18 protein-coding genes and 2 tRNA genes are annotated in these 20,200 nt (G+C 70.8%); 10 read left to right on the top strand and 10 right to left on the bottom strand.

The window, feature by feature from the left end; genetic code table 11:
- Nucleotides 1-42 precede the first annotated feature (42 nt).
- Nucleotides 43-588 (bottom strand): NUDIX hydrolase, encoded by a 546-nt coding sequence (locus tag IE274_RS05630; protein ID WP_190114445.1) that lies wholly within the window; start codon nt 586-588, stop codon nt 43-45.
- On the bottom strand, nt 585-2,036 hold the full coding sequence (locus IE274_RS05625) for a zinc-dependent metalloprotease (RefSeq protein WP_190114444.1): 1,452 nt from the start codon (nt 2,034-2,036) through the stop codon (nt 585-587). The genes IE274_RS05630 and IE274_RS05625 overlap by 4 nt, the downstream gene beginning before the upstream one ends.
- A 193-nt stretch (nt 2,037-2,229) precedes the next feature.
- On the opposite strand from IE274_RS05625, the gene IE274_RS05620 reads away from it, so the two are divergent.
- The 4 genes from IE274_RS05620 (at nt 2,230) to IE274_RS05605 (ending at nt 5,593) form a co-directional block, all read left to right on the top strand.
- Complete coding sequence (locus IE274_RS05620; protein ID WP_372447268.1) at nt 2,230-3,432, top strand: SDR family oxidoreductase; 1,203 nt, start codon at nt 2,230-2,232, stop codon at nt 3,430-3,432.
- Nucleotides 3,433-3,548: 116 nt separating this feature from the next.
- Nucleotides 3,549-4,010, top strand: coding sequence for a molybdenum cofactor biosynthesis protein MoaE (locus tag IE274_RS05615; RefSeq protein WP_190114442.1), 462 nt, complete (start codon nt 3,549-3,551; stop codon nt 4,008-4,010).
- A 200-nt stretch (nt 4,011-4,210) separates the two neighbouring features.
- The gene (locus IE274_RS05610) at nt 4,211-4,393 is read left to right on the top strand and encodes a hypothetical protein (RefSeq protein ID WP_190114441.1); all 183 of its coding nucleotides are present in this window, start codon (nt 4,211-4,213) and stop codon (nt 4,391-4,393) included.
- Between the two features lie 105 nt (nt 4,394-4,498).
- On the top strand, nt 4,499-5,593 hold the full coding sequence (locus IE274_RS05605; RefSeq protein WP_190114440.1) for a YlbL family protein: 1,095 nt from the start codon (nt 4,499-4,501) through the stop codon (nt 5,591-5,593).
- A gap of 89 nt (nt 5,594-5,682) precedes the next feature.
- Here the strand turns inward: IE274_RS05605 and IE274_RS05600 are convergent, their stop codons facing one another.
- The gene (locus IE274_RS05600) at nt 5,683-6,240 is read right to left on the bottom strand and encodes a PPA1309 family protein (RefSeq protein WP_229909246.1); all 558 of its coding nucleotides are present in this window, start codon (nt 6,238-6,240) and stop codon (nt 5,683-5,685) included.
- Between the two features lie 151 nt (nt 6,241-6,391).
- On the opposite strand from IE274_RS05600, the gene IE274_RS05595 reads away from it, so the two are divergent.
- From IE274_RS05595 to IE274_RS05580, 4 genes are all read left to right on the top strand, one after another.
- Nucleotides 6,392-9,322 carry a UPF0182 family membrane protein gene (locus IE274_RS05595; protein WP_229909302.1) on the top strand — a complete coding sequence of 977 codons (2,931 nt, stop codon included), beginning with the start codon at nt 6,392-6,394 and terminating at the stop codon, nt 9,320-9,322.
- Between the two features lie 78 nt (nt 9,323-9,400).
- A tRNA-Met gene (locus IE274_RS05590) sits at nt 9,401-9,474 on the top strand.
- A gap of 347 nt (nt 9,475-9,821) precedes the next feature.
- Nucleotides 9,822-11,753, top strand: coding sequence for a tetratricopeptide repeat protein (locus IE274_RS05585; RefSeq protein ID WP_372447267.1), 1,932 nt, complete (start codon nt 9,822-9,824; stop codon nt 11,751-11,753).
- Between the two features lie 101 nt (nt 11,754-11,854).
- A tRNA-Met gene (locus IE274_RS05580) sits at nt 11,855-11,928 on the top strand.
- 123 nt (nt 11,929-12,051) lie between these two features.
- Here IE274_RS05580 and IE274_RS05575 read toward each other — a convergent pair.
- Nucleotides 12,052-12,468 (bottom strand): Fur family transcriptional regulator, encoded by a 417-nt coding sequence (locus IE274_RS05575; protein WP_190114437.1) that lies wholly within the window; start codon nt 12,466-12,468, stop codon nt 12,052-12,054.
- A 125-nt stretch (nt 12,469-12,593) separates the two neighbouring features.
- On the opposite strand from IE274_RS05575, the gene IE274_RS05570 reads away from it, so the two are divergent.
- Nucleotides 12,594-14,072 (top strand): catalase, encoded by a 1,479-nt coding sequence (locus IE274_RS05570; RefSeq protein WP_190114436.1) that lies wholly within the window; start codon nt 12,594-12,596, stop codon nt 14,070-14,072.
- A gap of 110 nt (nt 14,073-14,182) precedes the next feature.
- Here the strand turns inward: IE274_RS05570 and IE274_RS05565 are convergent, their stop codons facing one another.
- Together IE274_RS05565 and hisN are read right to left on the bottom strand one after the other, a co-directional pair.
- On the bottom strand, nt 14,183-14,581 hold the full coding sequence (locus IE274_RS05565; RefSeq protein ID WP_190114435.1) for a CBS domain-containing protein: 399 nt from the start codon (nt 14,579-14,581) through the stop codon (nt 14,183-14,185).
- Between the two features lie 246 nt (nt 14,582-14,827).
- The gene (gene hisN / locus IE274_RS05560; RefSeq protein WP_190114434.1) at nt 14,828-15,628 is read right to left on the bottom strand and encodes a histidinol-phosphatase; all 801 of its coding nucleotides are present in this window, start codon (nt 15,626-15,628) and stop codon (nt 14,828-14,830) included.
- Nucleotides 15,629-15,775: 147 nt separating this feature from the next.
- On the opposite strand from hisN, the gene IE274_RS05555 reads away from it, so the two are divergent.
- Nucleotides 15,776-16,381 carry a TetR/AcrR family transcriptional regulator gene (locus IE274_RS05555; RefSeq protein WP_190114433.1) on the top strand — a complete coding sequence of 202 codons (606 nt, stop codon included), beginning with the start codon at nt 15,776-15,778 and terminating at the stop codon, nt 16,379-16,381.
- 55 nt (nt 16,382-16,436) lie between these two features.
- On the opposite strand, the gene IE274_RS05550 is transcribed toward IE274_RS05555, so the two are convergent.
- From IE274_RS05550 to IE274_RS05535, 4 genes are all read right to left on the bottom strand, one after another.
- A complete protein-coding gene (locus IE274_RS05550) occupies nt 16,437-16,760 on the bottom strand; it encodes a DMT family transporter (protein ID WP_016645400.1) in 324 nt (107 codons plus the stop codon).
- A gap of 174 nt (nt 16,761-16,934) precedes the next feature.
- Nucleotides 16,935-17,945: a ribosome small subunit-dependent GTPase A gene (gene rsgA / locus IE274_RS05545; RefSeq protein WP_190114432.1), complete on the bottom strand. Its 1,011-nt coding sequence runs from the start codon at nt 17,943-17,945 to the stop codon at nt 16,935-16,937.
- A gap of 15 nt (nt 17,946-17,960) precedes the next feature.
- Entirely contained in the window at nt 17,961-19,277 is a 1,317-nt protein-coding gene (aroA, locus tag IE274_RS05540; RefSeq protein WP_190114431.1) for a 3-phosphoshikimate 1-carboxyvinyltransferase, read from the bottom strand.
- A 182-nt stretch (nt 19,278-19,459) separates the two neighbouring features.
- Nucleotides 19,460-20,182: a M50 family metallopeptidase gene (locus tag IE274_RS05535; protein WP_190114430.1), complete on the bottom strand. Its 723-nt coding sequence runs from the start codon at nt 20,180-20,182 to the stop codon at nt 19,460-19,462.
- Between the last annotated feature and the right edge of the window lie 18 nt (nt 20,183-20,200).

Raw genomic sequence — 20,200 nt, 5'->3', positions numbered from 1 at the left:
GTGGCGACCGCCCCTTACCCATGTCCACGTCTCAGTGGCGCGTCACAGCCGCGCGCGAGTGGCTCGCACCAGGCGTACGACGGACTCGTCCGCCACGTCCGCCACCTCGTCGTAGGCGAACCACCGCAGGTCCAACGATTCGTCGCTGATCGCCTCGATCGCGTCCGCCGGGGCAAGAGCGGCGTACTGCACGTCCAGGTGCTGGGTGCACGGCCCGGGGATCGGGTGCCGGTCCAGGCGGACCGGGCCGCCGGGCAGCAGCGACAGGCCCGGGACGCCCGACTCCTCGGTGGCCTCGCGCAGCGCGGCGGCGGCCAGGGAGGCGTCGCCCGGCTCGCAGTGGCCGCCCATCTGGAGCCACATCCGCAGCTTCTTGTGCAGCGTGAGCAGCACGCGCCCGCGCGACGGGTCGATCACCAGGGCGCTGGCCGTCACATGACCGTCCGTGCAGGCCTTCCACAGGCCGTCGTCGGGGTGCGCGGCCAGGTGGTCCAGGTAGTACTGGCGCAGCTCTTCCTGGGTCGCGTCCTGGTCGTCCCGGTCGTCGTATGCCTTCAGTACGAGAACCGCGTCGTCGTGCAGGCTCACTTGCCGTCGTCGTCCTTGCTGTCGGTGCTGCCGTCATCGTCGCCCTTGGACAGGTCCGGCTTGTCCGCCGCCCGGCCGTCCGCCGCCTCGCCGAGCATCTTGTCCAGCTCGGAGAAGTCCAGCTGTTCGCGGTGCACGAAGCCGTCCGGGTCGTCCAGGTCCGACGCCGTCGGGAGCATGTCCGGGTGGGCCCACAGGCCGTCGCGGCCGTCCACGCCACGCGCGTCCGTGAGCGAGGCCCACAGGCGCGAGGCGTCCCGCAGGCGGCGGGGGCGCAGTTCGAGGCCGATCAGGGTGGCGAAGGTCTGCTCGGCGGGGCCGCCGGTGGCACGGCGCCTGCGCAGCGTCTCGCGCAGCGCGTCCGCGGACGTCAGACGGGGCTTGGCCGCCGCGTGCACGACCGCGTCCACCCAGCCCTCGACGAGCGCCAGAGCGGTCTCCAGGCGGGCGAGGGCCGCCTTCTGCTCGGCGGTGTCCTCCGGCTGGAACATGCCCTGCTGGAGCGCCTCCTGCAGCTGCTCCGGGTTCTGCGGGTCGAACTGGCCGACGACGTCCTCCAGCTTGGAGGTGTCGACCTTGATCCCGCGCGCGTACCCCTCGACGGCGCCGAACAGATGCGAGCGCAGCCACGGCACGTGTGCGAAGAGCCGCTGGTGGGCGGCCTCGCGCAGGGCCAGATACAGGCGCACCTCATCCATCGGCACACCCAGGTCCTTGCCGAACGCCTCCACGTTCACCGGCAGCAGCGCGGCCTTGCCCGCCGGGCCGAGCGGCAGGCCGATGTCCGTGGAGCCGACGACCTCGCCCGCGAGGACGCCGACGGCCTGGCCGATCTGCTGGCCGAACATGGCGCCGCCCATGGAGCGCATCATGCCGATCAGCGGGCCCGCCATGGCCTGCATCTCGTCCGGCAGGACGTCGCCCATGGCGAGGCCGACGCGCTCGGCGACCGGGTCGACGAGCTCCTTCCAGGCCGGGAGCGTCGCCTCGACCCACTCGGCGCGGCTCCAGGCCACGGCGCTGCCCGCGCCGGACGGCAGGGACGTCGCGTCGTCCAGCCACAGGTCCGCCAGGCGCACGGCCTCCTCGACCGCGGAGCGCTCGGCCGGGCCGACGCTCGCGTCCTTGGTGCCGTCCGCGGTGCCTTGCGCGACGGTCTGGCGGGCGATGTCCTTGGCCATGTCCCAGTTCACGGGACCGCCCTCGTACGACAGCATCTGGCCGAGCTGCTGGAACGCCGCGCCCAGGTCGTTCGGATTCATCGATCCGAACATCGCGGCGAAGGGGTTGTCACCCCCCGCGCCGCCCGGGCCCAGCGGCCCGAAGCCGAACGGGTTGGCAGGGCCACCGGAACCCTGTCCCCCTCCGGGGGTGTCCTTCTTCTTGCCCTCGTCGCCGTTCTCCGGCTCCTCCGGCGGAAGGCCGAATCCGAATGGGGTGTCACTCACGGGGTTCCTCGGCTCGTAAGGCCACCGGATCTTGGGTCCGGCGGCGGCTGCCCGACAACACCACCCAGCGTAGACACCGTGGCGGGTTCGGGCCTCGGTGCTCCGCCGCCCCGGGGGCTGCGGCAGGATGGTGCCACCTGGTACGTACGCGTCAGTTTGCGTCTGTACTGAAGACAACCGCTGGAGACGCCCGGTGAGTTCCCCAGATCCACAGGTTCGCGCAGCGCGAAACCCCGAAGACCCGACGCCGCCCGAAGCCGGCGGCGGGCCGGACACCACGCCGGCGGAGGAGACGCCACCCTCGGTGGTGCCGCTGCGTGACAGCTCCTCGTCCGCAGCCCCGCGCGGCCCCGTCGTCGCCGTCACCGGCGCGGCCACGGGCGTGGGCGCGCAGCTCACCGAGCGCCTGGCCGCGTCCGACGAGATCAAGCAGGTCGTGGCCATCGACGAGCGCCGCGGTGAGTGCGCGCAGGCGCAGTGGCACATCCTGGACGTCCGGGACCCGGCGATCGCCGAGAAGCTGCGCGGCGTCGACGTCGTGGTGCACCTGGCGCTCGACCTCGACCTGGAGACCGACGCCGCGGCCCGCACCGCGTACAACGTGCGGGGCACCCAGACCGTCCTCACCGCGGCCGCCGCCGCGGGCGTGCACCGGGTCGTCCTGTGCACCTCGGCGATGGTCTACGGAGCACTCGCCGACAACGAACTGCCCCTCTCCGAAGACGCCGAATTGAAGGCCACCGCGGAGGCGACCGGTGTCGGCGACCTCCTGGAGATCGAGCGGCTCGCCCGTCGCGCGCCGCGCGCGCATCCCGGTCTCAACGTCACCGTGGTGCGCCCCGCCATCCTCGTCGGCGGCACCGACACCGCGCTGACCAGGTACTTCGAGTCGCCTCGGCTCCTTGTCGTGGCCGGGTCGCGGCCCGCTTGGCAGTTCTGCCACGTCGACGATCTGTGCAGTGCGCTGGAGTACGCCGTCGTGGAGAAGGTCGACGGGGATCTGGCCGTGGGGTGCGACGGGTGGCTTGAGCAGGAGGAGGTCGAGGAACTGAGCGGGATCCGGCGCATGGAGCTGCCGTCCGCCGTCGCGCTCGGTGCGGCTGCTCGGCTGCATCGGATCGGGCTCACTCCGTCCCCTGCGGGGGATCTGGCCTACACGATGTATCCGTGGGTCGTGAGTGTCAGTCGGCTGCACGATGCGGGCTGGCGGCCGCAGTGGACCAATGAAGAGGTGCTCGCGGAGTTGCTCGAGGAGGTTGCCGGGCGGCGGACTGTGGCTGGGCGGCGGCTCGGGCGCAAGGACGCCACGGCTGCGGGGGCGGCGGGGGCCACGGTGGCTCTGCTGGGTACGGCTGCCCTGGTGCGGCGGGCTCGGAAGGCTCGGCGGCGGCTGTAAGGGTGCTGGTGGCCCCGTAGCGCGGCGTGGGGCTGTAGGGACGTCCAAGGGGCGTGTGCCGGTGCCGGGGGAAACGGCTATTCCGGGATGTCAGTCGTGTGGGGCACGATGGGTTCATGGCGCTTGAAACGATGGACCATCCCGGTGAGCGGGCTGCCGAGGAGCCGATTCGGCTGTTGGCGATCCGGGACACCCCGCTCTCGCTCGACGAGGTCTTCCGTGCCGTCGGGGACGACTCCGCGGGGGGCACGGCGCTGTTCGTCGGGACGGTGCGCGATCACGACGGGGGCGCGGACGTCGACGAGCTGGGGTACTCCAGCCACCCCAGCGCCGAGGCCGAGCTGCGCCGGGTGGCCGAGAAGGTCGTCGCCGACTTCCCCGTGCGCGCCCTGGCCGCCGTGCACCGGGTCGGTGACCTCGCCGTGGGGGACCTCGCGGTCGTGGTCGCGGTGTCCTGCCCGCACCGGGCCGAGGCCTTCGCCGCCTGCCGCAAGCTGATCGACGACCTCAAGCACGAGGTGCCCATCTGGAAGCATCAGCGGTTCTCCGATGGCCAAGAAGAATGGGTCGGGGCGTAGCGCTGTCGTTGAGGGGTGGTGGTCGGGCGACGGGAGGGTGGGTTGGCGCGTAGCGCTGTCGGGCGACGGGAGGGCAGGGCGGGGCATAGGCCAGGGGGCTCCGGTTGCGTAACCCGACCCCTGCCGTGAGCGTTGACGGAGCGGATGGTTAATCTGCTGATCAGTCAGTTTTTTGTCGCTCATGGGGTCGGGAGGTCGACATGGCGTCGCTTGCCTGGTTGCTGATTCCGCTGCTGGCGGCGGTCGGTGCCGGTCTGTGGGCCGGTTGGGCCAACCGGAACCGCAAGAGCGGCAGGACCGGTGACAACACCGAGCTGCACGGCTATGCCGCGTTCCGCGAGGCGATGGAGAAGTCCCACTCGCGCTCCGACACCCCTGCCTGATCCGCCTGTCTGATCGGCCTGCCTGATCCCCTCGGCCGGGCCCCGCCTGATCCCGTACGGACGCCCCAGGGATGCACCCACAGGACCGTCCCGTACTGTCGTTCCATGCCACGCCGCACTGCGACGATGCTCGCCTCCACCCTGATGCTGATCGCGCTGCTCTGTGCCGGAGTGCTCATCAAGGTGCCGTACTCGGAGATGTCGCCGGGGCCGACGGTGAACACCCTGGGGGACCACGACGGCGAGCCGGTGCTGCAGATCTCGGGCCGCAAGACGTACCCGACGAGCGGCCACCTGAACATGACGACGGTCCGGGTGACCAGCGCCGACTACAAGATGAACCTCCCGGAGGCCGTGTACGGCTGGCTGGCGCACGACAACATCGTCGTACCGCACGACACGCTGTACCCGAACGGCAAGACCGAGCAGCAGTCGACGCAGGAGAACGCGGAGGAGTTCAGCCAGTCCCAGGAGAGCGCGAAGGTCGCGGCCCTGAAGGAACTGAAGATCCCCGTGAAGTCGCAGGTGGTCGTCGCCACCGTCTACAAGGACAGCCCGGCCGAGGGCAGGCTGCACGCCGGTGACGTCATCAGGAGCGTCGACGGCAAGCCCGTGAAGGAGTTCACGGACGTCGCCGAGCTCGTCAGGAAGCACAAGCCGGGCGAGCAGGTCGTGTTCGGCATCGTCCCCGTCAAGGAGGCGGCGGCCGCGGAGAAGGCGGGCAAGCGCCCGGCGGCGACCGAGGAAGTGAAGATCACCACGACGAAGGCCGAGGACGACGCCAAGCGTGCGATGGTCGGCATCAAGGCCGGGACCGACCACACGTACCCGTTCACCATCGACATCAAGCTCGCCGACGTGGGCGGGCCCAGCGCCGGGCTGATGTTCGCCCTCGGCATCGTGGACAAGCTCACGCCCGGCGACCTCACCGGCGGCAAGTTCGTCGCCGGTACCGGCACCATCGAGGACAACGGCAAGGTCGGCCCGATCGGCGGCATCGAGATGAAGACCGTCGGCGCGCGCGACAAGGGCGCCGAGTACTTCCTGACGCCGAAGGACAACTGCGCGTCCGCCGCGAGCGACGTCCCCGACGGGCTCACGCTGGTCAAGGTGGACACCATCAAGGACGCCGTGAAGTCGCTCAAGGCCATCAGCAAGGGCGACACCGCTGACCTGCCGAAGTGCACCACCAAGAGCTGACACGACGGCAGTGGCCGGGGCGGCCGACGCCGGCCCCGGCCACGTAGCGCGTGAACAGGATCAGGAACTCGCTCCGTACGGGCGAGGTGCTACTCGGCGAAGGTCGCCGCCAGTGCCTCCGCGAGGCCCGGCACCAGGTCGGAGCCCGTGAGGACGTCCGTGGCCGCGTCCTTCTCGCGCAGCCGCAGCGCCGACTCGCGGGCGCCGTCGCGCAGCACCGCGACGGTCATGCGGACCTCCTGGCGCTCGGGGTGCTTGGCCACCCACTTCGCCAGTTGCTTCTCGCTCATGCCCTCCGGAACGGATGCCTCCGCGGACGGCGGGAGCATCAGGCGCTCCACGCTCAGGGCGCAGCCGGCGACCGAGTCGGGCCAGGCGATGGTGCCGAGGAACTCGTCGAGCGGGGAGCCCGGGGGCAGTTCCTCCTGCTCGATGGGGGTCAGGGGCGCGGCGGACGGGGCGTCGGCCAGGCCGAGGCGGTCCGCCAGGGTCGGCTCCTGTACACGGAGCCGGGCGGTGTCGACGAGCGCGAAGAGCCGTGCGGGCTGATCCCAGCCGAGACCGGCGACATAGTCGTCGATTTCGAGCACTGCGCGGGTGAGGGGACTCGCGGCCATCGGTGGGCCGGAGGAGGAAACGTTGGGCATGCCCAATATCCTGCCTCGTTCGGACCCGGGAACGGGAACTGAGTAAAGCGTCGGTAAGTTGCATGAGTGGGCTCTACGATCGCGGGGCCCGTTTCAGCCAGCCACAGCAACAGCTACAGCGAACTTCGAGGTGCGCACCTTGGCTTTCCAGATGCCGGACCGCGGCGGAGGCCCGACGGGGCCACGGATCAGAGTGGGCCGACCGTCCCGTCGCGTCCGGACCCTGCTCATGACGCTGGGCGTCCTGGCCGTACTGGCCATGGCGTTCGTCATGTTCGCGGGATTCTGGACGGACTGGCTCTGGTACCGCTCGGTCGGCTATTCATCGGTCTTCACGACCACCCTGTGGACCAAGATCGGCCTGTTCTTCGTCTTCGGTCTGCTCATGGCGGCCGCGGTCGGCGTGAACATCTGGCTGGCGCACCGGCTGCGCCCGCCGCTCAGCGCCATGTCGATGGAGCAGCAGAGCCTCGACCGGTACCGCATGGCGATCGCGCCCTACAAGAAGTGGCTGCTGATCGGCATCACGGCCCTCGTCGGCCTGATCGCGGGCGCGTCCGCCGCCGGCCAGTGGCGCACCTGGCTGATGTGGGTCAACGGCGTCCCCTTCCACCAGAAGGACCCCCAGTTCCATCTGGACGTGTCCTTCTTCGCCTTCGACCTGCCCTGGTACCGCTTCCTGCTGGGCTTCGGCTTCGCCGCCGCGGTGCTCTCGGTGATCGCCGCCGCCCTGACCCACTACCTGTACGGCGGGCTGCGCATCACCAGCCCCGGCGGGCGGGCCACGGCCGCGGCGACCGGTCACCTCTCGGTGCTCATCGGCATCTTCGTGGCCCTCAAGGCGGTCGCGTACTGGCTCGACCGGTACGGCCTCGCGGTGAAGTCCAGTGACTTCAAGGCCACCGGCAACTGGACGGGCCTGCGCTACGTCGACGCGAACGCCTACCTCCCGGCGAAGACCATCCTGTTCTGCATCGCCGTCATCTGCGCGCTGCTGTTCTTCGCGACGCTGTGGCGGCGCACCTGGCAGCTCCCGGTCATCGGCTTCGGCCTGATGGTGCTCTCCGCGATCCTCATCGGCGGTCTGTACCCGGCCATCGTGCAGAAGTTCCAGGTCCAGCCGAACGAGCAGGCCAAGGAGTCGCCGTACGTCGAGAAGAACCTCGAGGCGACCCGCAAGGCGTACGGCATCGGCGGCACCGACGTCACGGAGTACCCCGGCGTCAGCCGGACCACCGACAAGACGAAGCTGCGCGACGACGTGGCGGGCGCGGCGAGCCTGCGCCTGCTCGACCCGAACATCGTCTCGCCGACGTTCCAGCAGCTCCAGCAGATGAAGAACTACTACGGCTTCCCGTCGAACCTGGACGTCGACCGGTACAAGTCGAAGGACGGCAAGGAGCAGGACACCGTCATCGGTCTGCGCGAGCTGAACCTGGACGGCATCCCGAAGAACAACTGGATCAACGACCACTTCCGCTACACCCACGGCTACGGAGTGGTCGCGGCCAAGGGCACCGAGGCCGACGAGCAGGGACGGCCGAAGTTCACCGAGTCCGACCTGCCGTCCAAGGGCAACCTGGGCAAGTACCAGCAGCGGATCTACTACGGCGAGAAGACCACGCAGTACTCGATCGTCGGCGGTCCCCAGAAGGAGATCGACTACTCCGACGACGACGGCGAGAAGACGACCAGCTACAAGGGCAAGAGCGGCGTCAACCTCTCCAATCCGCTCAACAGGGCGGCGTACGCGGTGTCGTTCGGCGAACCGCAGATGCTGTACTCCGGAGCGATCGGTGAGGGCTCGCGGATCCTGTACAACCGCACGCCCAAGGAACGCGTCGAAGCGGTGGCCCCCTGGCTGACCATCGACGGCGACGCCTACCCGGCGGTCGTCGGCAACAAGATCCAGTGGATCGTCGACGCATACACCACGACCAACGGCTATCCGTACGCCTCGCGGACCACGCTCGGCGACACCACGGCCGACTCGCTGACGGCGAAGAACAACCAGCGCGCGGTGGTGGCCCAGCAGAACCAGGTCAACTACATCCGCAACTCGGTGAAGGCGACCGTCGACGCCTACACCGGAGACGTCAAGTTGTACGAGTGGGACACCAAGGACCCCGTCCTCAAGACGTGGCGCAAGGCGTTCCCGGGCACCGTCAAGGACAAGAGCGAGATCTCCGCGGCCCTGATGGACCACCTGCGCTATCCGCAGGACCTGTTCAAGGTGCAGCGCGAACTGCTCACCCGCTACCACGTGAAGGACGCCGAGACGTTCCTCAGCGGCAGCGAGGTGTGGCAGGTGCCGGACGACCCGACGAACCAGACGTCGAGCGCGGTGCCGCCGTACTACCTGAGCATGAAGATGCCCGGCCAGAAACAGCAGGACTTCTCGCTGACGACGTCCTTCAATCCCAACGGCCGGGACAACCTGAGTGCCTTCATGTCGGTCAACGCCGAGGCGGGGACAGGCGACTACGGCAAGATCAGAATCCTGAAGATGCCGTCGAGCACGACGGTCGACGGACCCAAACAGGTCCAGAGCAAGTTCAACTCCAACGAAGCGATCGCGGAACAGATCAGACTTCTCAAGGGCGGTGACTCAGAGGTCGACTACGGCAATCTGCTGACCGTGCCGTTGGACGGGGGGCTGCTCTACGTGGAGCCCGTCTACGTCAAGGGCGGCGGGCTGAAGTATCCGCTTCTGAAGAAGGTCCTCGTCACCTACGGCAACAAGATCGCCTTCGAGGACACCTTGGACAAGGCGCTCAACGTGGTCTTCGGGACAGCCGCCAAGACTCCCACCGAGCCACCGGACAAGGGTGACAAACCCGATAAGCCGGACAAGGAGAAGCCGCCGACCACGGAGAACCCCAGTCTCCAGAAGGCCATCGACGACGCCCAGAAGGCGATCGACGAAGGCAAGGAGGCCCTCAAGAACGACGACTGGGAGGCCTACGGCAAGGCGCAGCAGAAGCTGCAGGACGCCTTGCAGCGGGCCGAGGACGCCCAGACCAAGCCGTCGGGCAGCGGTGACGGCAAGGGATCGGACAAGGGTGACGGAGACAGCGGCTAGCCGCCGCGCTGCCCGCCCGTAGCGCGCGGGCAGCGCACAGGCACCACCTCGCGCCGTGGTACGGTTGCAACACAACGGCGCGGGGTGGAGCAGCTCGGTAGCTCGCTGGGCTCATAACCCAGAGGTCGCAGGTTCAAATCCTGTCCCCGCTACTCACGACGAAGGCCCGGATCCTCTACAGGATCCGGGCCTTCGTCATGCGCCCGTCCCGCCGGTCCGGTCCCGGTGCGGCCTATTCCGGTGGCCCATGCCATCGGTGTGGGGTTCGTGCGAAGAGTGGTCCGGGCGGGGGGAGTTGGGCAAAGCTGTGTTTCACTTATCTCTCTGTGGGCATGTCGACAAAACGCTGAAGTGACCTCACTGGCTGCGGTATACCAGGTGTACCCAGGTTGCAGGTGGTGCGACGATGGACGTTATGGGGGACAAGGCAACTCTGTTGGAGACTGGGCGGTTTGCGCAGCCGGCCGAACGGGAGGATCCCGGATCGGCCGCTGAGGAGATGCGGCACCGACTCGCGGCCGAGGCCGGAGACGTGGACGCGATGAGCGTCCTCGGCAGCCTGCTGCTGCGCCGCGGTGATCTCGACGGTGCCGAATCCTTGCTGCGGGCCGCGACCGCGTCCGGTGACCGCGCCGCCGCCAACAACCTCGGTGTCCTTCTGCATCAGCGTGGATATGTCGATGAAGCGGCAGGATGGTGGCGCATCGCCGCCGTCGCCGGTTCCGCCGCCGCGGCGCACGCGCTCGGCCGCCACCACCGCGAGCGCGGCGACGAGCCCGCCGCCGAGTACTGGCTGCGGCAGTCCGCCGAGCAGGGCCACACGCTGGGGGCGTACGCCCTCGCCGACCTCCTGGAACACCGCGGTGACGTCGGCGCCGAGCGCTGGATGCGTACGGCGGCCGAGCGCGGCCACCGCGAGGCGGCGTACCGCCTGGCTAGGGTCCTGGACAAGCGCGCCGAGCGGGAGGGGCCGGGGGAGTCCGGCGCACGGACCGGGACCGGTCTGCGCCCCGCGCTGTCTGTTCTCTCTTCCCGCCCCGGCGTGGGCGGGCGGGTCGACGGTGCCAAGTCGGGTCTCGTGCGCCCCGACATGGGGGCGCGCATCGGAAGCATGCGCCCTGCTGGTGGTGTGCGCTCCGGTGACGCGCGCTCTGACAACGGACGGAAAGACGGTGTCCGCGCGGGCGGCGCCGACGCCCGGCGCGGCGACCGCGGCCTCTCGCTCACCGACGAGGCCGAGCAGTGGTACCGGCAGGCGGCCGCGCGCGGACACCGCCGGGCCGCCCTGCACCTCGGCGCGATCCTGGAGCGGCGCGGCGACCTCAAGGAGGCCGGGCGCTGGTACCTGACGTCCGCCAAGGACGGCGAGGCGCGCGCCGCCTGCGCGCTCGCCTTCCTGCTGCGCGACGCGGGTGACGAGGAGAACGCCGCCGTGTGGTGGCTCCGGGCCGCCCAGGACGGCGACGGGAACGCCGCGAACGCGCTGGGCGCGCTGCACGCCGAGCGCGGCGAGACCCAGACCGCCGAGCGCTGGTACCGCGCGGCCATGGACGCGGGCGACAACAACGGCGCGTACAACCTCGGCCTGCTCTGCGCCGAGCAGAAGCGCACCGCGCAGGCCGACCAGTGGTACCGCCGCGCCGCCTACGCCGGGCACCGCGAGGCCGCCAACGCGCTCGCCGTGCTGCTGCTCCAGGGCGGCGACGCGGCCGGTGCCGAGCCGTGGTTCTCCAAGGCCGCGGAGGCCGGCAGCGTGGACGCGGCGTTCAACCTCGGGATCCTGTACGCGAGTCGGGGGGACGACGCCGCGGCCCTCAAGTGGTACGAGCGCGCCGCTGCCGCCGGGCACACCGAGGCCGCCCTCCAGGTCGGCACGGCGCGGCTGCGCGACGGCGACGAGCGGGACGCCGAGCGGCACCTGCGGTGCGCGGCCGGTGGCGGCAGCGCGGAGGCCGCGTACCGGCTCGGGACCGTGCTCGACGCGCGGCGTCCGCCCGCCGGGCCGCCCGCGCTCGGGGAGCCCGCCGCGCAGAAGACCGAGTGCGAGGAGTGGTACGAGCGCGCGGCCGAGCAGGGGCACCGGCGGGCTCAGGTGCGGGTCGGGATGCTTGCCGCCGGGCGGGGCGATGTGGTCGAGGCCGCGCGGTGGTACCGCCTTGCCGCCGAGGCCGGGAGCCGGAACGGGGCGTTCAACCTGGGGCTGCTGCTCGCCCGGGAGGGGAGCGAGCCGGAGGCCGCGCTGTGGTGGACCCGGGCCGCCGACGCGGGGCACGGGCGGGCGGCGCTGCGGCTCGCGCTGCTGTACGCGCGGCGGGGGCAGCTTGCCGAGGGGCAGCGGTGGGCTTCCCGGGCTGTGGAGCTCGGGCCCGCGGAGGTCGCCGAGCGGGCCGCGCGGCTGCGCGAGGCGCTGCGGCAGGAGCTGACGGCGTAGGTTCCGCCCCCCCGCCACGGGGGCGGAACAGCCGCCCACGGCGGGGGCGGTGGAAGCGATTTGCGCTGGTCGTGGGCCTGGCGTACTGTTGGGTTCACCGACGCGGGGTGGAGCAGCTCGGTAGCTCGCTGGGCTCATAACCCAGAGGTCGCAGGTTCAAATCCTGTCCCCGCTACTGAAAGACCGAGGGCCGGATCCATTGCGGATCCGGCCCTCAGTCGTATGTGCGGCAGCGGTCAGTGTGCGGCGAAGGGCCCGGCACCCACGGTGCCGGGCCCTTCGTACGAGAGAAGCGGTGCTACGCCGCCGCGCAGTTGGGGCACACGCCTCGATACGTGACCTCCACGTCCGAGATCGTGAAGCCGAAGCGCTCCGAGTCGGGGAGCGCCGACAGCGGGTTCCCCGTCGGGTGCACATCGCGGATGGCGCCGCAGCGGGCGCACACCAGGTGCTGGTGGGGCCGGTGCGCGTTCGGGTCGTACCGCTTGGCCCGGCGGTCCGTCGAGACTTCCAGGACCTCGCCGAGCGAGACCAGCTCGCCCAGGGTGTTGTAGACGGTCGCCCGGGAGATCTCGGGCAGCTTGTCGACGGCGCGGGCGTGCACCTCGTCCGCCGTCAGATGCACATGCTCTCCGTCGAGGACCTCGGCCACGACACGTCGCTGCGCGGTCATCCGCCAGCCGCGTCCGCGCAGCCGTTCCAACAGGTCACTCATACAGCCAGCCTAACAGGCAGGGGACCAGGTCCCGAACGGATGTGACTTTGGAAGCTTACTTGACTTAGACATTGTCTATCGTAGGATCGAGTTCGGCATAAGCCAAGGGACAGGACTTGCACCAGATGACGCAGGAGGCGCACGTGACGCAGGGACCCCTCACCACGGAGACCGGCGCACCGGTCGCGGACAACCAGAACAGCGAGACCGCGGGCGTCGGCGGGCCGATGCTGATCCAGGACCAGTTGCTGCTCGAGAAGCTCGCGCACTTCAACCGCGAGCGCATCCCGGAGCGCGTCGTGCATGCCCGGGGCGCGGGCGCGTACGGCACCTTCACGGTGACCGCGGACGTCACGAAGTACACGCGCGCCGCGTTCCTCTCCGAGGTCGGCAAGGAGACGGAGACGTTTCTCCGCTTCTCCACGGTGGCCGGGAACCTCGGCGCGGCCGACGCGGTGCGCGACCCGCGCGGCTTCTCGCTGAAGTTCTACACCGAGGAGGGCAACTACGACCTCGTCGGCAACAACACCCCGGTGTTCTTCATCAAGGACGCCATCAAGTTCCCGGACTTCATCCACACGCAGAAGCGCGACCCGTACACGGGCTCGCAGGAAGCGGACAACGTGTGGGACTTCTGGGGGCTCAGCCCGGAGGCGACCCACCAGGTGACCTGGCTGTTCGGCGACCGCGGCATCCCGGCGTCGTACCGCCACATGAACGGCTACGGCTCGCACACGTTCCAGTGGAACAACGAGGCGGGTGAGGTCTTCTGGGTCAAGTACCACTTCAAGACCGACCAGGGGATCAAGAACCTGACCGCGGCGGACGCCGAGGCCCTCGCGGGCAAGGACCCGGACTCCCACCAGCGCGACCTGCGCGAGTCCATCGAGCGCGGTGACTTCCCGACCTGGACCGTGCAGGTGCAGATCATGCCCGCGGCCGACGCGGCGAACTACCGCTTCAACCCCTTCGACCTCACCAAGGTGTGGCCGCACGAGGACTACCCGCCGATCGAGATCGGCAAGCTGGAGCTCAACCGCAATCCGGAGAACGTCTTCGCGGAGGTCGAGCAGTCCATCTTCAGCCCCGCCCACTTCGTGCCGGGCATCGGCCCGTCGCCGGACAAGATGCTCCAGGGCCGCCTGTTCGCGTACGGCGACGCCCACCGGTACCGCGTCGGCATCAACGCCGACCACCTGCCGGTGAACCGCCCGCACGCCACCGAGGCGCGGACGAACAGCCGGGACGGCTTCCTCTACGACGGCCGCCACAAGGGCGCGAAGAACTACGAGCCGAACAGCTTCGGCGGCCCCTTCCAGACGGACCGGGCGCTGTGGGCGTCCACCGCCGTCAGCGGCGGCACCGGCAACCACGAGGCCCCGAGCCACGCCGAGGACAACGACTTCGTGCAGGCCGGCGACCTCTACCGGCTGATGTCGGAGGACGAGAAGGCGCGCCTGATCGAGAACCTCGCGGGCAACATCGCGGGTGTCTCGCGCGACGACATCGCCGAGCGCGCCATCAACAACTTCCGTCAGGCGGACGACGACTTCGGCAAGCGCGTTGAGGCCGCGGTCCAGGCCCTCCGCCCCCTTTGCGCCTAAACCGGCGCCGCTCTCGCGGACCTGGTTGCCCGGCGTGGGGGTTGCTCAATTGATGATTGCTGTCTCGTACGGCGCCTGTGCGGATGAAGTCCGCGCAGGCGCCGTTGTGCTCAGGCCACCGTCGCCGCCTGGCGGCGTATCGGTGCCCAGCAGCGGATGATGTCCCGAACGGAGACGATGCCCACCGGCTCGTCGCCGTCGAGCACGATGAGGTGCCGGAACCCGCCGTGCGACATCGCGTCGGCGGCGTCCTCCAGGGTCCAGGTCGGCGCGGCGAAGACGACGTCGGTCGTCGTGTGTGTGCCCGCGGTCTCGGTGTTCGGGTCCTGGCCGAGGCCGAGGGAGTTGAGGACGTCACGTTCGGTCAGGATGCCGAGGCCGTAGGTGTCGGGGTCGAGGACGACGGCCGCGCCGACGCGGCGGGCCGACATCAGCCGGGCCGCCTGCCGGAGGGTGTGGGCGGGGCCGATGGTGAGGACCATCGTGCTCATGGCGTCGCGGACGAGCATGGGCTGGAGCCACCTCCTTGGTGAACCCGTGGTCCGCGCGATGCCGAAGGATTGCCTCCGCTTCGGAGCGGCCGGAGGCGTCATCGTCATCGACTTGGAGAATGAGTTCACAAGTTCACAAGTGGGGGAGCTCTCAGAGTCGCAGGCGCGCCGGGCGGCAACAAGAGGGCGTGCGGGGTCAGTTCGCCGGGCGCCACGAGCGCCGGTTCACGTCCTGTTCGTCGTACGCGGAGGGCGTCGCCCGTGTCAGTAGCGCTGGTTGAGGTAGCCGAGCAGCTCGTCGTGGAGCAGGCCGTTGGACGCCGCCGCGTTGCCGCTGTGCGGGCCGGGGGTGCCGTCGAGGCCGGTGAAGGTGCCGCCCGCCTCCGTCACGACGATCGCGGTGGCGGCCATGTCCCAGAGGGAGAGCTCCGGCTCCGCGCACAGGTCGACGGAGCCCTCGGCGACCATCATGTACGGCCAGAAGTCCCCGTACCCACGGGTGCGCCAGCAGGCCCGGGTGAGGTCGAGGAAGCCGTCCAGGCGCCCCTGGTCCTCCCAGCCGCTCAGCGAGGAGTACGCGAGCGAGGCGTCCTGGAGCCGTGAGACCTCGGAGACGCGCAGCCGCGTCGCGGACGTCAGGCTGCGGCCCGTGTACGCGCCGCCGCCCTTCGCCGCCCACCAGCGGCGGCCGAGCGCGGGCGCCGAGACGACGCCGACGACCGGCTGGTAACCGCCCTCGCCCGCCTCCATGAGGGAGATGAGCGTGGCCCAGACGGGTACGCCGCGTACGTAGTTCTTGGTGCCGTCGATCGGGTCGATGACCCAGCGGCGCGGCCCCGTGCCCTCGATGCCGTACTCCTCGCCGAGGATCGCGTCGCGCGGCCGTGCGCGCTGGAGCTGGCCGCGGATCAGCTCCTCGGCGGCCTTGTCGGCCTCGCTGACCGGCGTCATGTCCGGCTTGGTCTCGACCTTGAGGTCGAGGGCCTTGAACCGGTCCATGGTCGCGGCGTCGGCGGCGTCCGCGAGGACGTGGGCCAGGCGCAGATCATCGTGGTAGTCGGGCATGGGTGAACAGTATCGATCTCGATTCGCACGGGCCACAGCGCGTATCGGGCGCTGCCCGCCGGAACCCTTGACAGTGCCCGCGGGCGCGTCAACTCTGGCGAACAGGACCGCAAGGGCCGGCCGGGCCCGGGGCAGCGGGAGGCGACGATGCCTGCAGCGCGGGAGTCACTGCTGGACGCGGCCTACACCGCGCTGGCCCGCAGGCCGTGGGCCGGAGTGCGGATGGTCGACGTGGCAGCCGTCGCCGGGGTGTCCCGGCAGACGCTCTACAACGAGTTCGGCAGCAAGGACGGCCTCGCGCGGGCGTTGCTGCGGCGCGAGACCGACACGTATCTGCGGGGCGTCGAACGGGCGCTCGCACAGGCCAGGGACCCGGTGGACCGGCTGGCGGCGGTGAGCGCGTGGACGATCGGCGCCGCGCGCGACAACGTGTTGGTACGGGCGGTGCTCACCGGCTTCTGGGGCGAACGCCTGCCGCTGCCGAGCCGGGCGGCCGTGTCCAGCTCCCCGGTCCCCGCCCAGCGCCGCGCCGACGCGGGCGTGCCCAGCCCCGCCGAACTCCTCGCGCAGGTCAGGGACCGCGCGATGCTCGCGCTCACCGAACGCGGCCGACCCTCGGAGACGGAGGAGCTGGCGCGGGCGTGCGAGAGCGCGGTGCGGGTCGCGCTGTCGTACGTGGTGGCGCCCGCGGGGCGGGAGGAGGATCCGGCGCGGCTGGTGCGGAGGGTGATCGCGGGGGCGGTGGGGCGATGACCGTTCCGGCGGTACGACGGGGCTGGGCGGCGTCGGTCGCCCGATGCCGCCGACGTCAGTGCGCCGAGCCCGAGAGCTGGAGGCCGATGACCCCCACGATCACCAGCGAGATCGAGACGATCTTCAGCGTGGACACCAGGTCGCCGAGGAAGATCATGCCGTAGATCGCCGTGCCCGCCGCGCCGATGCCCGTCCAGACCGCGTACGCGGGCCCCACGTCCAGCTTCTTCAGGGCCAGCGTCAGCAGACCGAAGCTGCCGAGGGCGAAGGACGCGAACGCGATGGTCGGCCAGAGCCGGGTGAAACCGTGCGACAGCTTCAGACAGACCGCGAAGCCCGTTTCGAGGATCCCGGCGACGATGACCAGCAGCCACGCCATGGTTGTGCCTCCCGCGTCCGTACGTTCCGTGACCGCTTCACCAAAGCTTGGATCAATCTTGGTGCGATTATGCACTTACCGATGCGGCGGAGACGTAAACAACGCGGAGTTCGGGACGGGCGGAGCAACGTGGGGTACGGGCACGGCCGGTGACGACGCGGAGTCCGGGGCCGGTCAGTCGCCCTCGCGCCGCTCCCGGGTGGCGAGCAGCCGCCGCAGCGAGTACAGCCGCGCCGGATCCGCGTGCCCCTCGGCCACCCACGCGTCGAGCGCGCAGTCCGGCTCGTCGTGGCTGCACGCGCGCGGGCAGTTCTCCGTGCCGGGCTCCAGGTCGGGGAAGGCGTGGATGACGCGCGACGGGTCGACGTGGTGCAGGCCGAAGGAGCGCACGCCCGGGGTGTCGACGACCCAGCCCTCGTCGTCGGGCAGCGGCAGCGCGAGCGCGGAGGTGGTGGTGTGCCGGCCGCGGCCGGTCACGGCGTTCACATGGCCCACGGTGCGTCGCCGCTCCGGCGGCACGAGCGCGTTCACCAGGGTGGTCTTGCCGACGCCGGAGTGGCCGACGAACGCCGTGACCTTCCCGGCGAGTTGGGCGCGTACCACGTCGGCCGCGCCGCCGTGCTCCAGCTCGTCACGGCTGGTGACGACGTAGGGGATGTCCAAGTCCCCGTACAGCTCCAGGAGTTGGTCCGGGGGTGCGAGGTCGGACTTGGTGAGGACGAGCAGCGGGGACAGGCCGCCGTCGAAGGCCGCGACCAGACAGCGGTCGATCATGCGGGGGCGCGGCTCGGGGTCGGCGAGGGCGGTGACGATGGCGAGCTGGTCGGCGTTGGCGACGACCACGCGCTCGTAGGGATCGTCGTCGTCGGCGGTGCGGCGGAGCACGGAGGAGCGCCCCTCGATGCGGACGATGCGCGCGAGGGTGTCCTTCCTGCCGGACAGGTCGCCGACGATGCCGACGCGGTCGCCGACGACGGCGGCCTTGCGGCCCAGCTCACGGGCCTTCATGGCGACGATGACGCGGTCTTCGACGAGGCAGGTGAGGCGGCCGCGGTCGACGGTGAGGACCATGCCCTCGGCGGCGTCCTCGTGCTTGGGGCGGATGTGCGTGCGCGGGCGGTTGCCCTTGCGGTTGGGGCGGACGCGGATGTCGTCCTCGTCCGGGTTCTTGCCGTAGCGGCGCATGATCGTGATCGCCCGTCAGTTCCCGAGCATTCCGGCCCACAGCTCGGGGAAGTCGGGCAGCGTCTTGGCCGTCGTCGCGACGTTCTCGATCTGCACGCCGGGCACGGCGAGGCCGATGATCGCGCCCGCGGTGGCCATGCGGTGGTCGTCGTACGTGTGGAAGACGCCGCCGTGCAGCGGGCGCGGGCGGATGTGCAGGCCGTCGGCGGTCTCGGTGACGTCACCGCCCAGCTCGTTGATCTCCTTGGTGAGCGCGGCCAGGCGGTCCGTCTCGTGCAGCCGCAGATGGGCGACGCCGCGCAGGGTGGAGGGGGAGTCGGCGAGGGCCGCGACGGCGGCGATGCCCGGCGTCAGCTCGCCGACCTCGCTGAGGTCGACGTCGATGCCGTGGACCGAGCCGGAGCCGGTGAAGGTGAGGCCCTGCTCGGTCAGCTCGCAGGAACCGCCCATCTCGGTGAAGATCCGGCGCAGCGCGTCACCGGGCTGCGTGGTGCGGGCGGGCCAGTCGGGGACGGTGACCCGGCCGCCGGTGATCAGGGCCGCGGCCAGGAACGGCTGGGCGTTGGACAGGTCCGGTTCGACGGTCAGGTCGCGGCCGAGCAGGGCGCCGGGGGCGACCCGCCAGACGTTCGGCTCGCCGCCCGCCTCGGGGGTGTCGACCTGGGCGCCGCACGCGCGCAGCATGTCGACGGTCATGCGGATGTGCGGCATGGAGGGCAGGGCGCTGCCGACGTGGCGCACCTCCACGCCCTGGTTGAAGCGGGCACCCGAGAGCAGCAGCGCGGAGACGAACTGGGACGACGAGGAGGCGTCGATCTCGACCTGGCCGCCCTCCACGGCGCCGGCGCCGTGCACGGTCAGGGGGAGCGCGCCGCGGCCGTCGTCGTCGATGCGGGCGCCGAGCGCGCGCAGCGCGTCGATCACGCCGTGCAGCGGGCGCTCGTACGAACGGGGGTCGCCGTCGAAGCGGATCGGGCCGTCGGCCAGCGCGGCGACCGGCGGCAGGAAGCGCATGACCGTGCCCGCGTTGCCGACGTCGACCGTGGCCGGGCCGCGCAGGCCCGAGGGGATCACGCGCCAGGCCTCACCGGAGCCGTCGGGGCCCACGCCTTCCTCGATGCCCACGTCCATCGCGCGCAGCGCGGCCGCCATCAGGAGGGTGTCGCGCGAGCGCAGCGGGCGGCGCAGCCAGCCGGGCTCGGCGGCGAGCGCGGCGAGGACGAGGGCACGGTTGGTGACCGACTTGGATCCCGGCACGTGGACCGTCGCGGCGACGGCTCCGCTCGCGTGCGGGGCGGGCCAGAGGGCGGTGTGTGTCGGGTTCACGGTCATGCCCACACTTTAGTGTCTCGCGCCGACCGCAGATCTTGATCAAAAGTGGCGAAACCCAGGCGAAACAGAGAACGGGTAGGGCGTACGGGGAGTACCGGGCCACGGCGGGGCGGCCGCGAGCTGTCCCGCCGGCGTCACGCCACGGGCCGTCGCCTGTCACGCCACGAGCGGGAGCCCCGGCGTCACGCCGTGAGCATCCAGCGCGCTCCCCCTATCAGCGAGCACAGCGAAACGGCGTGGAACAGGAACAGCCACATCCCCGCCGGAACGTGCGTGAGCCGCGACAGCTGGTCCGCGTCGGAGTCCCCGGCTCCGCCGTGCCTGCGCTTGGCCTGCAGCTCGAAGGCGGGACGTACGCCGCCGAGCAGCAGGAACCACACCACGGTGTACGCGAAGGCCGCCTGCACATCGGTGTCGGCGAGCCAGGACACAGCGAGGAAGACGCCGCCCGAGACGATCACGGTCAGCGCGCCGTAGGCGTTGCGGATCATCACCAGCATGGCGACGAGCAGGGCCGTGGCGACCCACAGCAGCGCCGTGATGCGGCCCTCGCCGAGCAGCGCGGCGCCCGCGAGGCCGAGCAGCGGGGGCGCGGTGTAGCCCGCGGCGGCGGTGAGGATCATGCCGAGGCCGGTGGGCCTGCCGCGGCTGACGGTCAGGCCGCTGGTGTCGGAGTGCAGCCGGATGCCGTCCAGGCGGCGCCCGGTGAGCAGGGCGACCAGACCGTGGCCGCCCTCGTGGGCGATGGTCACGGCGTTGCGGGCGACCCGCCAGACGGCGTGCGGCAGGACGGCGGCGAGCGCGACGGCCCCGGTGACGAGCACCAGCCACTGCTCGGGGGCGGCCTGCGTGCCCGTGAGCCGGTCCCAGAGATCGCCCAGGCTGGCGGAAGCGGTGGTGTGCATTGCCGGGTTGGCTCCCTG

It is taken from the genome of Streptomyces flavofungini (assembly GCF_014650815.1).
Taxonomy (GTDB): domain Bacteria; phylum Actinomycetota; class Actinomycetes; order Streptomycetales; family Streptomycetaceae; genus Streptomyces; species Streptomyces flavofungini.
This window is presented reverse-complemented; position numbering and strand designations above follow the sequence as displayed.

Excerpts from the sequence above, each read along its gene's own strand:
- IE274_RS05575 (WP_190114437.1), bottom strand. The coding sequence starts at position 12,468 with ATGAGTGACCTGTTGGAACGGCTGCGCGGACGCGGCTGGCGGATGACC.
- IE274_RS05550 (WP_016645400.1), bottom strand. The coding sequence starts at position 16,760 with ATGGCGTGGCTGCTGGTCATCGTCGCCGGGATCCTCGAAACGGGCTTC.
- aroA (WP_190114431.1), bottom strand. The coding sequence starts at position 19,277 with ATGACCGTGAACCCGACACACACCGCCCTCTGGCCCGCCCCGCACGCG.
- rsgA (WP_190114432.1), bottom strand. The coding sequence starts at position 17,945 with ATGCGCCGCTACGGCAAGAACCCGGACGAGGACGACATCCGCGTCCGC.
- IE274_RS05610 (WP_190114441.1), top strand. The coding sequence starts at position 4,211 with ATGGCGTCGCTTGCCTGGTTGCTGATTCCGCTGCTGGCGGCGGTCGGT.
- IE274_RS05555 (WP_190114433.1), top strand. The coding sequence starts at position 15,776 with ATGCCTGCAGCGCGGGAGTCACTGCTGGACGCGGCCTACACCGCGCTG.
- IE274_RS05565 (WP_190114435.1), bottom strand. The coding sequence starts at position 14,581 with ATGCTCGTCCGCGACGCCATGAGCACGATGGTCCTCACCATCGGCCCC.
- IE274_RS05570 (WP_190114436.1), top strand. The coding sequence starts at position 12,594 with ATGACGCAGGAGGCGCACGTGACGCAGGGACCCCTCACCACGGAGACC.
- IE274_RS05615 (WP_190114442.1), top strand. The coding sequence starts at position 3,549 with ATGGCGCTTGAAACGATGGACCATCCCGGTGAGCGGGCTGCCGAGGAG.
- IE274_RS05535 (WP_190114430.1), bottom strand. The coding sequence starts at position 20,182 with ATGCACACCACCGCTTCCGCCAGCCTGGGCGATCTCTGGGACCGGCTC.
- IE274_RS05585 (WP_372447267.1), top strand. The coding sequence starts at position 9,822 with ATGCGGCACCGACTCGCGGCCGAGGCCGGAGACGTGGACGCGATGAGC.
- hisN (WP_190114434.1), bottom strand. The coding sequence starts at position 15,628 with ATGCCCGACTACCACGATGATCTGCGCCTGGCCCACGTCCTCGCGGAC.
- IE274_RS05605 (WP_190114440.1), top strand. The coding sequence starts at position 4,499 with ATGCCACGCCGCACTGCGACGATGCTCGCCTCCACCCTGATGCTGATC.
- IE274_RS05595 (WP_229909302.1), top strand. The coding sequence starts at position 6,392 with ATGCCGGACCGCGGCGGAGGCCCGACGGGGCCACGGATCAGAGTGGGC.
- IE274_RS05600 (WP_229909246.1), bottom strand. The coding sequence starts at position 6,240 with ATGCCCAACGTTTCCTCCTCCGGCCCACCGATGGCCGCGAGTCCCCTC.